Origin of the sequence: Archangium violaceum, assembly GCF_016887565.1 — a bacterium.
GTDB classification, from domain to species: domain Bacteria; phylum Myxococcota; class Myxococcia; order Myxococcales; family Myxococcaceae; genus Archangium; species Archangium violaceum_B.
The window spans coordinates 10,009,635-10,023,206 of sequence record NZ_CP069396.1 but is presented as its reverse complement, the minus strand read 5'-3'; the positions used below and the strand labels follow the sequence as shown (position 1 = coordinate 10,023,206).

Annotated in this window: 11 protein-coding genes; 5 read left to right on the top strand and 6 right to left on the bottom strand. The window is 70.5% G+C overall.

Translation table 11 applies throughout. The features are described from left to right. Positions 1 to 33: 33 nt before the first annotated feature. Complete coding sequence (locus JRI60_RS39875) at positions 34 to 2,442, bottom strand: PQQ-dependent sugar dehydrogenase (protein ID WP_204221244.1); 2,409 nt, start codon at positions 2,440 to 2,442, stop codon at positions 34 to 36. A gap of 338 nt (positions 2,443 to 2,780) precedes the next feature. Here JRI60_RS39875 and JRI60_RS39870 point away from each other — a divergent pair, with 338 nt between their 5' ends. Further along, complete coding sequence (locus JRI60_RS39870) at positions 2,781 to 3,083, top strand: hypothetical protein (RefSeq protein WP_204221243.1); 303 nt, start codon at positions 2,781 to 2,783, stop codon at positions 3,081 to 3,083. 9 nt (positions 3,084 to 3,092) lie between these two features. Here JRI60_RS39870 and JRI60_RS39865 read toward each other — a convergent pair whose 3' ends face one another. Continuing rightward, complete coding sequence (locus tag JRI60_RS39865; RefSeq protein ID WP_204221242.1) at positions 3,093 to 3,620, bottom strand: hypothetical protein; 528 nt, start codon at positions 3,618 to 3,620, stop codon at positions 3,093 to 3,095. Between the two features lie 163 nt (positions 3,621 to 3,783). Here JRI60_RS39865 and JRI60_RS39860 point away from each other — a divergent pair, with 163 nt between their 5' ends. Continuing rightward, positions 3,784 to 6,006 carry a kinesin gene (locus tag JRI60_RS39860; RefSeq protein ID WP_204221241.1) on the top strand — a complete coding sequence of 741 codons (2,223 nt, stop codon included), beginning with the start codon at positions 3,784 to 3,786 and terminating at the stop codon, positions 6,004 to 6,006. 12 nt (positions 6,007 to 6,018) lie between these two features. Here JRI60_RS39860 and JRI60_RS39855 read toward each other — a convergent pair whose 3' ends face one another. The 4 genes from JRI60_RS39855 to JRI60_RS39840 form a co-directional block, all read right to left on the bottom strand. After that, a complete protein-coding gene (locus JRI60_RS39855) occupies positions 6,019 to 7,164 on the bottom strand; it encodes an SGNH/GDSL hydrolase family protein (protein WP_204221240.1) in 1,146 nt (381 codons plus the stop codon). A gap of 137 nt (positions 7,165 to 7,301) precedes the next feature. Then, complete coding sequence (locus JRI60_RS39850) at positions 7,302 to 10,130, bottom strand: AAA family ATPase (RefSeq protein ID WP_204221239.1); 2,829 nt, start codon at positions 10,128 to 10,130, stop codon at positions 7,302 to 7,304. A gap of 136 nt (positions 10,131 to 10,266) precedes the next feature. After that, positions 10,267 to 10,470, bottom strand: a complete 204-nt coding sequence (locus JRI60_RS39845) for a hypothetical protein (protein ID WP_204221238.1) — start codon at positions 10,468 to 10,470, stop codon at positions 10,267 to 10,269. Positions 10,471 to 10,618: 148 nt separating this feature from the next. Continuing rightward, complete coding sequence (locus JRI60_RS39840) at positions 10,619 to 11,134, bottom strand: cytochrome C (protein WP_239470003.1); 516 nt, start codon at positions 11,132 to 11,134, stop codon at positions 10,619 to 10,621. Between the two features lie 246 nt (positions 11,135 to 11,380). Here JRI60_RS39840 and JRI60_RS39835 point away from each other — a divergent pair, with 246 nt between their 5' ends. From JRI60_RS39835 to JRI60_RS39825, 3 genes are read left to right on the top strand one after another with little or no spacing between them, the layout of a single operon-like run. Continuing rightward, positions 11,381 to 11,923, top strand: coding sequence for a hypothetical protein (locus tag JRI60_RS39835; protein ID WP_204221236.1), 543 nt, complete (start codon positions 11,381 to 11,383; stop codon positions 11,921 to 11,923). Then, a complete protein-coding gene (locus tag JRI60_RS39830; RefSeq protein WP_204221235.1) occupies positions 11,920 to 12,924 on the top strand; it encodes a M28 family peptidase in 1,005 nt (334 codons plus the stop codon). Before JRI60_RS39835 ends, JRI60_RS39830 begins: the two co-directional genes overlap by 4 nt. Beyond that, a complete protein-coding gene (locus JRI60_RS39825; protein ID WP_204221234.1) occupies positions 12,921 to 13,475 on the top strand; it encodes a hypothetical protein in 555 nt (184 codons plus the stop codon). Before JRI60_RS39830 ends, JRI60_RS39825 begins: the two co-directional genes overlap by 4 nt. Positions 13,476 to 13,572: the final 97 nt, after the last annotated feature.

Genomic DNA, 13,572 nt, shown 5'->3' with positions numbered 1-13,572 from the left:
AATGGGGGAGATGCCCGGCCGCCCGCTTCGAGGCTAGGGAGGCGTCGGTCTCAGCCGCTCCTGGGGGATGACCTGCTTCTTGCCCTGGGTCTGGCCGGGGCTCGACCACAGCAGCCGGGCGATGGCCAGACCCGTTTTCTCGTAGAACTCCATCCGCAGGCTGTACGCGCGGCCCGCCTCGAGCGTGAGGGTGCCGGTGTTCTCGGTGGTGGTGTGCGCCGCCCAGTCATCGATGAGGAGCTTCCCGTCCACCCAGAGCCGGACGCCGTCGTTGGTCTGGGTATGGAAGGTGTACGTCTCCGAGTACTGGGGCACCACGCTCCCCGTCCAGCGCACCGAGAAGGTGTCGACTTCCAGGGCCGGGTTGGGAGCGCCGCTCTCCCAGCGGAAGTCCACGGTGGTGTCCACCCGCTCCAGCGCCTTCAGGGAGAGGTTGACCTCGTTGAAGTACTCCGCCCGCAGGCCCGTGCCGGTGCCCGGGTCCACCCCCGTGCGGAACACCGCCGTGTAGCGCGTGTCGGCGGAGGGCGTGGGGGTGGGATGCGTCGGGCCGCCTCCGTCCGACCAGCGGTCGAAGAGGTACGTCGTCCCGCCCCGAACCTGGGGGGAGACGATCCCGAGCGTGCGCACGATGCCCACCACGCTCTCCACCTCCAGCGGTGTGACCTGGGGCTGTCCGTCCAGCGTCACCTGGAGTCCCGCCGGCTCGGTGTCCACCCGCAGCTTCACCTTCCGGGGGTACACGTCCCGGTAGGTCTCGTGGGTGACCCCGCTGGAGTCCTCCACCCGCAGGTGGATGCGGTACCACACGTTCGCGGCGGTCTCGCCCTCGGTGGGCACGGTGAACGTCCCGCTCCTCACCCCGTTCGTGGAGGGCAGGAAGGGGTGCAGGTGGTCGTCATGGTGGAAGTCCACGCGCCAGGTGAAGGCGCTGTCCGGCAGCGTGCCGTCCTCGGCGTCCGTGCCGAGGCCCGCGAAGCGGACGGTGCTCCCGGCGGTGTAGAGCGTCCCCGTCGCGGGGGCGGTGATGGTGGCGATGGGTGGGGTGTCGTTCCTCACGGTGAGGACGGCCTCGTTGCTCAGCACCGAGCCGAAGTCGTTGGACACCCGCACCCGGAAGCGGGCTCCCGAGTCCGCGAGGGCCACCGCCAGGGTGAGGCTGGCGGACGTCTTCCCCGCCAGGTCCCTGCCATCGCGCTGCCATTGGTAGCGCAGGGGGGGCGTCCCGGAGGCGCTCACCGTGAACGTCACGGATTGGCCGGGCACTCCCGTCCGGCTCTCGGGTTGTCGCGTGATGACGGGCGCCTCGCTGTCCGTCGTGTAACGGATGCGGTGCACGGAGTCGTCCTGGCGGTCCAGGTAGTAGAGGCTGCCGTCCGGCCCGACGTCGAGGTCCACCGGCGCCTTCAGTCCCGTGGCGAAGAGGGCCACGGCGCCATCCTTCGGGTCGTACGTGCGGATCCACCCGTTGCAGTAGTCCGCGAAGAAGTAGCGCCCCACGTACTCCGCGGGGAACTGGAGCGCGGCCGGGTTGTAGAAGGCGCCTCCGGCGATGGCGCAACCCCTGTCCGTGCCCGTGCCGTGCCGGTAGGCGAACAGCGGCGCGCGGAAGCGCGAGTCGCTCGTGGGGCCCTCCGTGTCCGGCCAGCCGTAGTTGGCCCCGGCGACGCCCTCGTTGAGCTCCTCCCACTCGTTGGCTCCGACGTCGTTGATGAAGACGCGGCCGGTGCCCGGCTGCACGGCGAAGCTGAAGGGGTTGCGCAGGCCGAGTGCCCAGATGGCCCGGTAGACGCCCGTGGTGCGCGTGTAGAACGGGTTGCTCGAGGGGATGGTGCCGTCCTTCTCGAGCCGCAGGAGCTTGCCCATCAGCGTGTCGAGCTTCGGTGCGTTCTCCGAGCGCGAGTTCTCCCCCACGGCCACGTAGAGCTTGCCGTCGGCCCCGAAGTGCAGGGCGCCTCCGTTGTGGACGCTGGCTCCCAACGGCTCGAGCTCGAGGAGGATCTTCTCGCTGCCGGACACGGCCCGGTTGCCGCTCGCGGTGAAGCGGCTGAGCCGGTTGTGCACGGAGGGCCCGGTGGCCGTGTAATACACGTACACGTAGGGCTGGGCGGGGAAGTTGGAATCGAACGCCACGCCGAGCAGCCCCCGCTCCCCGTTGGCGTCGACGCCCACCGACAGGAAGGGCTCGGTCAGCAGCTTGCCGTCCTGGATGATCCGGAGCCGGCCCTTCTGCTCGCAGACGAAGATGCGTCCGTCTGGAGCGATGGCCATGGAGGTGGCGCTGTCGAGGCCGTCGACGAGCTCCGTGTCCGTGAAACGGGAAGGCACCGCCACCACCGCTACCTCCTTGCGAGAAACGGGCGGAGTCTCAGGAGGCTCCACCTCCGTGCAGCCCCACAGCAGGAGGAGACAGGCGAGGGCCTGAAGGGAATCGACACGCATGGCGCACACTCCGGTCTGGATGAGGAAGACCACCGGCTCCGGGGTGGAGCGCGGCGCGCAGGGTGTGGCGGGTGCACCGGGGGCGTTGCACGCGGAGCGTCGAGCGGGTGTTCGGCGAACGTCCAGCGCTGGATGGCGCGGCGCGGGATTGGACGGCACTCGTCAGCGGCCTTGTTCCCGAGGGCGGTGGGTGCCGCGGAACCCTCGCGGAGACCCGGCCCCTGTCTCAGTCCACGGTTTGTGGAAGCCTCTGTCCGGTACTGAACTCGCCTGGCGGGCAGTCTTTTTCAAGAGGACTGAGAACTGGCGTGCTTTGTGCTCAAAGTATATGGAGGTTCGTGACACCTCGAAGCTCGTCCACCGTGTACACCGTCGAGATCAGCCCACCCGCCTGGAACCAGCTCGCCCACCTGAGTGTGGAGACCTATCGCCGCATCCGCGACGCGCTGGATGCCGTGGCGGCCGCGTTGCCGTCGCAGGGCCAGGAGCGTGGCTCGCCGCGACCGGTGAAGCAGGAGGGACACGGTGCGTCCCTGCCCTCGGTGGTGGTGGATGATGCGATCGCGCTCTACGACGTGGACCATCTGCGGCGGCGCGTCCTGCTGCTCGAGGTGGCGCGCCGGCTTCCGCGTGGGCCCTGAGGGGCACCCTTACGGCTGGGGCGTGGTGGCCAGGCCCGGCGAGCTGTTGCTGGCGGGGGCGGCGGGGGCTTCCTCTTCCTCGAGGGGGGCCGGGCTGATGGCGCCGTCGCTCGTCACGACCCACGAGTTGTAGCGCCGCGCGGACACCTCGCGCAGCTTGCCGCCCTCGTAGCAGAGGGTGTGCAGGGTGTAGTACGGCACCTTGAGGCTGGGGCGGCCGTACTGGAAGCACTCCAGGTTGCCGCGCATCTCCCGGGCGATGGGCTGGCCCAGGATGCCCTTGACGTCCTGGGGCGACATCCCCCGGTGCACGGTGCGCAGGCCCCGGTAGGTGTCGAGGCGGAAGGGGACGGCTTCCTGGCGGTACGACACGGTCCACACGCCCAGGCCGCCAATGAGCAACAGCGCGGCGGGGTACAGCAGGTAGCGGAGCTGGAAGCGGGGGCGCCGCTGCTCCGTGTAGGCGCGGAAGATGGGCCCCCGCTGGCCTGTCCCCACGTCGATCGACCCCATCTGCTGCGGCTCTGTCTGGCTCACGCCATCTGACATGCCCCGGTGAGGGGGTTGGATGCAAGCAGGTCGAGGCTTGGAGCGAGCAGGCGGGCGGGCGGACTGTCAGCCGGCCCGGCGTTCGCCAGCGCACGTGCGCGTCGGGTCGGACGGGTATCGGACGGACGGGTGTGCTCTCTTGCGCCGCCATATGGCACGACCGCTCGTGTACCGCCGTTATGGCGGCTCGCTCCAGGTCTCCATCCCCTCGTTCGAGGTGCTCGTGGAGGCGGTCCGCATCCCGGAGACCCAGTGGCTGGCCACGGCCTGTCCACTCGAGGGTCTCAACTGCGACCGGGGCTTTCTCACTTTTGTCGACACCGACCGGAACGAGCGCATCCGGGTCGTCGAGGTGCGCGCCGCCGTCGAGCACACGGCGAAGTTGCTGAAGTCGTACCAGGGCGCGGACGCGGCGAGCGAGGTGCTCGAGCTGGACGCGCTCTCCGAGGAGGGGGTGAAGCTACGGGACGTGGCCGGCATCCTGCTGGAGACGCTGAGGGCCGGGGATCGGACGCGCATCTCCCTGGAGCAGGTGCGGGCCAGCGAGAAGGCGCTGCTCGAGGCGGGGCAGAACGGGGACGGCATCGTCGCCCCGGCGTTCCTGCCCGAGCGGCTGCGCCCGCTGGCGGAGAAGCTCATGGCCAGCTTCCCCGAGGTGAGGAACCGGGCGGGGCAGGCGGGGGTGGATCCGCCCATGCTCCAGCGCGCGCGGGAGGAGCGGAGCGCGCTGCTGGCGCACCTGGCGGGAAGGGAGTCGGTGCTGGTGTGGGGTGAGCGGAGCGTGGAGCAGGCCCGGCGCATCCAGGAGGTCCGGCCTCTGCTGGACACGTACTTCCTGCAGTGCCGGCTGGTCGCGGCGCAGCCGGAGGCCGTCACGAGCCTCAAGCTGGAGGCGGGCCGGGTGCAGGGCTCGCTCGGGGACACGCAGGCGCTCGCGCGAGCGGTGTCGGAGTTGCCCATCGCGCCACCCGAGCCAGGGGGAGCGCTCCGCTGGTCCCGGCTGTACCGGGGCCCGGCGTTCGAGAAGCTCGAGGCCTTCCGGCGGGACGTGGCCGTGCCCCTCACCGCGGACGCGGCGACACTGGGGGATACCGCCTGGCGGGAGCTGTCCGCCAGGGCCGATGCCATCCTGGCGTGGTGGGCGCGGCTCGACGCGAGCCCCTTGCGCGGACTGGTGGACGTGCTGCCGGACATCTCCGAGTCCGACCTCGACGCCCTCGAGGTGGCGTGCCGGGCGGACCTGTTGCTGAAGGACAAGCTGGACGCGGTGGAGGAGCTGGAGCGGCTGATCCTCTATCAGCGCTGGCTGCTGACGTTCGCCAACAACTTCATCAGCATGCCGGACCTCTACCAGACGAAGCGGCGGGCGCTGGTGGAGAAGGGGACGCTCATCCTGGGAGGGCTCCGGTACAGGCTGGCGGTGCTGGTGACGAACCGCGCGGCGCACTCGGCGCTGACGAGCCAGGGCACCACGTGCACCCTCTACGTCCAGGTGGTGGCGAAGGAGGGGGGAGCGAGCTACGAGGTGGCCGTGCCCGCCACGCGAGGCCGGAGCGCCTACCTCTCGGTGGGCAAGCGCGGCGTGTTCTACGACGTGGAGGGCCGCGAGTTCGACGCCGTGGTGACGCAGGTCCTCCACCAGCCCGTCTCGCTGTGGGAGGCGATGATGATGCCGTTCGAGCGGATCGGCCGCTTCATCTCCTCGAAGATCGAGGGGATGGCGACGGCCGGGGAGAAGTCGCTCGACGCGCAGCTGGAGAAGGGGTTCACGCCGGCTCCGGTGCCCGCCGCGGGTGCCCCCGCTGCTCCGGCGCCAGCGGTTCCGGTGGCGGGGCCGGCGGGCTTCATCGCGGCGCTGGGCATCACGTTCGCGGCGGTGGGCTCGTCACTCGCGTTCATCGTGACGCAGGCGAAGTCGCTCACGCTCTTCGACATCGTCTCGGCGGCGATCATCGTCGCGCTCCTGGTCATGGTGCCGTCGGGCCTGCTGGGCTGGCTCAAGCTGCGCAAGCGCAACCTGGCGCTGCTGCTGGAGGGCTCGGGCTGGGCGCTCAACGACCGGTTGATGGTGACACGGGACCTGGCGGCCCTCATCACCCGCAGGCCGAGGCTGCCGAAGCACGCCACCGTGGACCGGACCGACGTGTTGCGCTCCGTGCTCGTGAGGGTACGGGAGGACGATGAGGCGGAGCAGGGCTCTCCGGGGGCGTGGATCGTCCTCACGCTCGTCATCCTCTTCGCGATGCTCTGGCAGTTCCGCGAGCCGCTCCTGCGCGAGGCCTGCAAGCGCCAGTGGATGGACGGGAGCGTGTGTGACTCGGTGCTGTCTCCGGGTTCCTCTCCGGCGGTGCCTCCCGGGCAGCCGAAGCCGTGATGGCTCCCGGGACTACCGCCAGCCGAGCAGCTCGCGCAGCAGGGGCGTCATCTGCTCGGCGACGCGCTGGTGCGTCTTGCGGCTGGGGTGCCAGGTGCACCCGAAGCCCTCCTCCTCGCGCCGGGCGGGCACCTCGACGAAGTGCACGCGGGCATCTCCGCCCTGACTCAGGGTCTCCACCACGCCCGAGATGAGCGTGCGGGCGTGGGTGCGCGCATGGACGTCCTTGGGCCACTCGTCGATGAGGCTGGAGCCGAGGACACAGAGGATGTGGGCGTTGGGGTAGCGGCCGCGGATGCCCTCCACGAGGGAGCGGTAGGCACCGCGGAAGCGTTCCTCACCGGGGTGCTCCTTCCAGAAGTCATTGGCGCCGAGCTGGATGACCACGGCGTCGGGCACCCACGCGTGGAAGTCCCAGCGGCTGTCCTCGCGATAGGGGAGGGTGCGTTCGTAGAGTTGGGGCAGGGTGGGGGTGGGGTCGTTCGAGTAATTGACGGCCACGCCCTTGCCGGAGAAGGCGATGAAGGCCGCCTCGGCCTGGAGCTCCGTGGCGACGAGGGCGGCCCAGGTGAGGGAGTTGCGCTGGGTCTCCGCGTTGAAGCTGCACGTCTCGTTCTTGCCCTCGATGCCGTAGCCGGTGAGGCCCGAGTCGCCGATGAACTCGATGCGGCGCGAGGGGGCGGGGGGCGCGGGCAGCAATCGGGCGCCTGGAGCCAGCTCGAGCCCGAGGAGCTGGGTCTCGCCGACGACGGACTCGGTCTCCTTCTCCAGGCGCAGCAGGTGCTCGCCCTCGGGGAGGTGCTCGGCGAGGCGGTAGAGCAGGCGTCCCTCGCCCACGTAGAGGTCACGGAAGGGCGCGCCATCCACGCTGAAGCGGAAGCGGTTGGGGGAGAGCTCCTCGTTCTTGGGCAGGTCGAGCAGGCGCAGGCCGATGGAGGTACCAGTGAAGCGCGCGGTCAGGGACGTGCCCCCCCAGGCGAGACGGGGGCCTCCCGGGTGCCCACGGTCCACCCGGCCGCTGAAACGCAGCTCCGAGGCCAGGGGAGACACCTGCACGGGAACGGTGCGGCAGCCACCGAGCACGGCCAGTGCCACCACCATCAGGCTCAACAGCCGCCAGGGGGTGTTCGCCATTCGCGAATCGAGGGGATGGCTCATGCCTCCATCCTAGGCCATCCGACGGCAGCCGCTTGAACGCGACGAGGAGAGGACCTCCCGGTCGCACTTCGCGCCAACTGGTCTGACTGTCGGACCAGTTCGCGCGGACCGCGCCCGGCGGGCTCCTCCTGCTCGAATCAGTTCGCGGTGGGAGTGGGACTCGTCGTGGGCGGACGGGAGATCCACGCGGCGATGAAGACATCCAGCTCGCCGCGCAGCACATCCTTCACGCGCGGAGTGCCAGCTCCGGTGCGTGGGTCCTCCACCCGAGCCCCTCGGCCCAGGTGGTAGCGCCGGGCTTCGTCCGCCGTGCTGCTGCCGCCCTGGCCCTTCACCACCCGAGAGGCGATGTCCTTCATCTCGTCCAGCTCGCCCGCGCCGGCCAGCGTCATCATCCGGCCCGTGGTCTCGTCCCGCACCGTCACTTCCGTCTTCACCCGCGCCAGGTACGTGCCCTCGTGCCGCTTCACCTCGCGGCCCTCCACGTCCAGGCTCACCGACTCCTCCACCGGCCCGCCTCGGTGCACCCGCACGTAGGCGCGCTGGCGCTTCTCCTCCTCCAGGCGCCGGTGCAGACCCGCCTCGCCCGCCAGGTAGCCGTAGGCCCCAGGCCCGGCGATCCGCACCACCACCCGGAAGGGCTCCTCCGCCTCCGCCACCGCAGTGGCCTCGTACCCGCGCCGCTCCGCCCAGCCCAGGTACATGGTCGCCAGCTCCTGCACCCAGGCGTCCTGTCCCTCGCCCGTCTCGCTCGCGCAGATGTCCACCAGCGCCTCGTCGCCGTGGTCCGTCGCCCCCGCGGCTCCCAGCACCTCGGCCATCTGCACCTCGCGCGCCACGTCCTCCACCTGCTTCGCCGCCGACGCGAGCTGCGCCTCGCCCTTCGCCTCGCGCACCAGCCGCCTCGCGAAGGTGGTCCGCTCCTCCAGCCGGTCCAGCTCGTTGAGCTGTGCCTCCACCGTCCGGAAGGCCCGCAGCGTCGACGCCGCGCGCTGCGGCTCGTCCCACAGGTTGGGCGCCTGGGTCGCCGCCAGCAGCTCCGCGCGCCGCTCCTCCAGCCTCGGCCGGTTCGCCGACACCGACAGCGCCCGCGCCCGGCCCACCAGCCGGTCCATCTCGTTGAGCAGCGACTTCTTGTCCAGCCGCCGCTTCACCGCGGACACCGACTTCTCCGTGGGCAGCGCGAGCTGGGCCGTCTCCTCACGCGGGCGCGGCGTGTGCTCGGCCACCGCCACCACCTTGTTGCCCGGCCGCGTCTCCACCCGCACCGGTGCTCCCGGAGGCAGCGGCCGGCGGGCGATCTCCACCGCCAGCGCCGCGGTCAGCGTCTTCTCGATCTCCCGCTGCAGGTAGCGCGCGCCGAACTGCGGCGAGTAGCCCCGCTCCACCAGCAGGTCCACCACCGCGGGCGTCACCTCCACGTCCAGGCCTCGGGCCCGGATGCCCTCGCGCTCCAACACCCGGCCCACCTCGCGCTGGGCGATCTTGCGGATCTCCACCTTCGTCAGCGGCTGGAAGTGGCAGATGGCGTCGAAGCGGTTGAGGAACTCGGGACGGAAGGCCTCGGCGATGCGCCGGTCCACCTCGGTGATGAGCTCCTCGGGACGGCGCGAGCCCATGAAGCCGATGGCCGGCTCGCGGTACACCTCCGCGCCCACGTTGGACGTGGCCACGATGACGGTGTTGTTGCAGGAGATCGTCTCTCCCGCGCCGTTGACGAACGTGCCCTCGTCGAAGAGCTGCAGGAAGCGGTCGTGCACACTGCGCGCCGCCTTCTCGAACTCGTCGAGCAGCAGCACGGTGAACACCTTGCCCTCCAGCAGCGCCGTCAGCTCGCCGCGCTTCGTCTCGAGCGCGGGCGCCCACGAGGCCCCGAAGGGGACGCTCTCGTCCCCGTCGTTGGGGAAGTCCGCCATGTTGAGGCGGACGAGCCTGTCCGGAGAGCCGAAGAGGTACTCGGCCAGCAGCTTGGCGAGCTGCGTCTTGCCCACGCCGGTGGGGCCGGCGAAGAGGAACACGCCGAGCGGCCGGCGCGGATCATTGAGCCCCGCCTTGAGCAGTGCCACCGAGCGCAGCACGGCCTGCACCGCGTCCGTCTGCCCCAGCAGCCTCTCTCCGAAGAAGCGCTCGGTCTCCTCCAGATCCAGCGCCATCGCGTCGTCCACGACGAAGCGCGGCAGCCGGGTGGTGGCGCAGAAGCGGGTGAGGACGTCCTCGGGGCCCACGCGGTCCTTGGCCCCGCCGGCGGCCTCCGCGGCCGTCTCCTTGAGCAGCTCGATGGCCTTGCGCGGCAGCCTCTGGGCCAGCAGGAACTTGGAGGCCAGCCGCAGGGTCAGGTCGCACGCCGCCGGGTCGATGGGCAGGTGCAGCTGACGCTCCAGCTCCTCGGCCACGCGGCCCAATATCCACCGGGCCCGCTCTGCGGGCGGCTCCTGGAGGGGGACGAGGTGCAGCCGCTCGGAGAACGACTCGTCCGCGCGCAGCAGCTCCTGCACGCGCTTGGGCTCGGTCTCGAAGATGAAGCGGATGCCCCCGGTGCGCAGCGCCCGGAAGGCCACGGGGGCCAGGGGGCCGCCGATGACCGCGGGCAGATCCCGGATGTAGACGATGGGGCAGGGGTGCCGGCTCAGCCAGGCCAGCAGCTCCTCGAACGACTCCGCCGCCTGGCGCTGGGTGCTGCGCGCCAGGATGTTGGCGACGGACACCTCCACCATCCGCGCCTGGGCCAGCTCCGCGTCCACGCGGCCCTCGGTGATGCGGCGCGCCACCTCCTGCACCAGGGCGGACTTGCCCACCCCGGGCTCCCCCGAGAGCAGTGGATGCTTGCCCCCTCGCGCCAGCAGGCCCAGCACTTCCATCACCGGACCGTCCACGCCGTACGCGGCCGTGAGCTTCCCGTCCCGCGCCAGCGCGGTCAGGTCTCGGTCGATGAGCCTCTCATTGTCCTCGCTCTTCCTCGTGGCCATGGTCGGGAACGCCTCGGTGGGCGCGGGGGGCACTCTAGCGTGCTGAAACGCAGTGGTGGGCCCCGGCACTCCCGAGCCGGAGCCATTTCCGCCCCTATCGCGCGGGCGCGAGCCCGCCATGGCACCGCCGCGAGGCTCAGCACTCCGCGGCCGGGTGCCCCCAGGGGTTGGAGGCCGGCGTCTGCCGCAGCAGCGCCTCCAGCTTCCGGGCCCGGGTGCTGGCGTTCTCGGGCTTCAGGGTAGGGAGGTAGGGCCGCGCCGTGGCGCTCAGGCGAGCCGCCTGGCGCGCGAGGAGCTGCTCCACCTCCGGAGACCAACGGCTGAACTCGAGCCACTCCATGTGCGTCCTCCCTTTCGGGGTTTGTGTCCAGCGTGCATCCATGCTCCCGACGCACGGGGGCGTTCACTACGCCGCGCGTCAGGGTGGGGGGACTTTGACGAATTCCGAACTTTTCCGGGTCTTATGTCCTGGTGCCCGACGTTTCGGCTCAGGGCCCGGGTTCGGCGTGGGGGATGGCGCGCAGGTACTCGTAGATGGCGCGCAGCTCGCGGTCGCTCATCTTCCCGTAGATGGGCCAGGGCATCACCTGGAGGATGTCGCCGTCCTCCTCCTTGCCGGTGCGCATGAGGCGCTCGAAGTCCTCGTAGCTCAGCCCGGCCGGATTGCCGGAGGCGTCCGGGGTGATGTTGGGCGAGACGAGGGTCGGGCCGAAGGGCACGCCACCCGCCAGGAAGTGCGCGGCGTTGACCTTCTCCGGTTGACCCTTGAAGGGATCATTCCCCTCGGGGAAGGGAGGGTTGGTGTGGCAGTCGTTGCAGGCGCTCTGCGCGTTGACGATGTAGCTGCCCAGGCCCACCAGATCGCGGTCCTTCCCCTGGAGGTTGAGAGCCACGGGCGAGAGGGCCAGCCCTCTTTCGATCCGCTCGCGCTCGAAGTCCGTGCCCTCGTCGTCGTCATTGCCGCAGGCCCACAAGGGGGTGGCGAGCGCGAGGCCGAGCAGCATCCAGCGTCCAGGTTTCACATCACGCATAGGTGTCGTCCCTCTTCCGGCGGGGGATGCCGGGAGCGGGGACAGTAGGCGCGTGCCAACGGGGGCTCACCCGTCCGGCGGTCACATGGCGGCGTTGGAAACCGGGCAGCGGGGAAAGACATCCGGCGGGTTTGACACTGCCCCAGCGGGAACGGGAACATCCGCCGGTTGCCTCGTCTCGTGAGGAGTTCCATGGGCTTGCATCTGGGTAGAGGGGGCATGCTGGGTTTGGCCGGCCTGCTGCTGTCATCCGCGGCCGGCGCCGAGCCGGTTCAGGAGATCTCCGTGGCCGTGTCCACGATGATCATCCAATCTCCACTGAGGGGTGGATCCGTCACCGCCTTCGAGGCGGCCTACCAGCGGCCCGTGGCCGAGGCGGGGTTGGGACGCGCGGTGCAATGGGGCGGAGGGCTGCGCACCGGCTTCCCCTTCGAGCGCGCCAGCCTCCCGCTGGAGGCGTTCGTGCGAGCCCGGCTCACGGCCCGGCTGGGTTTCTGGGAGGTGGCGGCTGGCCCCGAGCTGGGGTTGACGGGCTTCACCCGGCTGGAGGACTTCCCGCTCTGGCGCGGGGGGGATCTGTCACGGCGGGATGAGGCGCTCTCCAGCTCGCTCTACCTGGCCTTCGGTGCGGCGCCCCTGCGGCTGCGGCTGGGCCGCTTCGTGGTGAGCCTGGCGGAGGTGCAGCTGGGCTCGAGCCTGTTGCCGGCCGGTGCCACCACCCGCTGGCAGCTCGGGCTGGTCCGCCTGGGAGGGATGCTATGAAGCGGCTGGCCTGCAAGCTCCTGGCGGTCTCGCTGGCCCTGCTCGGTGTCACCTGCACTCCCCGGACGCTGGAAGGGGCCGATCTGGCCCGCCTGGAGGAGCTGGTCGCCCAGGTGGATCAGGAGCGGCTCATGCGGCATGTGGACGAGCTGGTGAAGGCCCACCTGGAGGACACGCCCCTTCCCTGTTCCGTCTGGGATGACGAGCACTTCCCCGCCTTGTGCAGCCTGACGCGGGATCGCGCCGGGCAGATGATGGTGGACTCCCTGGGCTCGCATGGGCTGAAGGTCTCCCGTCAGATCGCCGAGGGCGGTGGCTGGTCCTCTTCCAATGTCATCGCCGAGCTGCCCGGTGTCTCCAAGCCGGAAGAGGTCGTCCTGGTGGGAGCCCACTTCGACGCCTACTTCGGCGGTGCGGATGACAACAGCTCCGGAGTGGCGGCGGTGCTGGAGCTGGCCCGGGTGCTGTCGCAATACCGGTTCGATCGCACCGTGCGTTTCGTCGGCTTCGACCTCGAGGAGGTGGGGCTGGTGGGCAGCAACCGCTACGTCGATACGCTCGGCGGTGAGCGCCTCGTGGCCTCGGTCGTCTTCGACTGCATCGGCTACTACGATTCCCGCCCGGGCTCCCAGGGCTCGCTGCCCGGCCTCCCCGCCCCCAACACGGGGGACTTCCTGGCGGCCTTCGCCAATGAGGACTCCCGTCAGCAGGCCACGGACCTCTACGCGCTCAGCCAGGCGTTGCACCTCATCAATGTCGTCCCCGTCGTGTCTCCGGGGAGGGGGGCCTACCCGCTGACGGGCAACCTGCTGCGCAGCGATCACGCCCCCTTCTGGTTCACCGGCCGCAACGCCCTCTTCCTCACTGACACCGCCAACTTCCGCAACCCCAACTACCACTGGGAGTCGGATCTGCCTCCCACGTTGGATCCCGTGTCCTTCCGCAAGGCGGTGCAGGTGTCGGCGGCGGCGTTGGCCTACTGGGCCGGAGGTCCGCGATGAGCCGCTTCTCGAAGCCGTGCCGCGCGGCGTGCGCGGGAGTGCTGGGTCTGGCCTTGCTGGGGGCCGGAGCGGCCCGCGCGCAGGACGAGGCGGTGCCCGCGCACCGCTTCTCCGTCTACTGTGGCGTGAGCGGTGGGATTCACCTCTCCGATGCGAGGACGGCGGGAGGCGTCGGGGGCGGCTGCGGAGTGCGCGACACCGTGAGGGATCGCTTCCTGCTCCAGGCGGACCTCAACTACCTGACCATGGTGGGCAACTCGCTGCTGCTGCGGGTGGGCGCGGGCATCCAACGCCGGGGCCTGTACTCGCCGGCCGCCCTGGTGGTGCTCTCGGGCTTCCTCGGCGGCCAGCTCACCTTCATCACGCCCGAGCACCCCACTCCCGCTGTGGGCCCCGGCCTGTCCGTGGGGGTCGCCCTGGCGCCGTTGCGCTTCAACGTCGACGGCCTGCAGATCTCCCTCGTCGAGCTGGGCGTGGGCTTGGGCTCGGAGTGGCCCGGTCAGGCCACCGCCGTGCGCCTGGGGCTGTTCGAGGTGGGCGCCTCGTTCTAGCGAGCCGATGCGCGTGAGCGGCACGACCGCTCGCAGCCCCGCGAAGCTCCAAGCCAACAAGAAAACGAGACTCGTCCTCGAACCACCGTCAACCTTT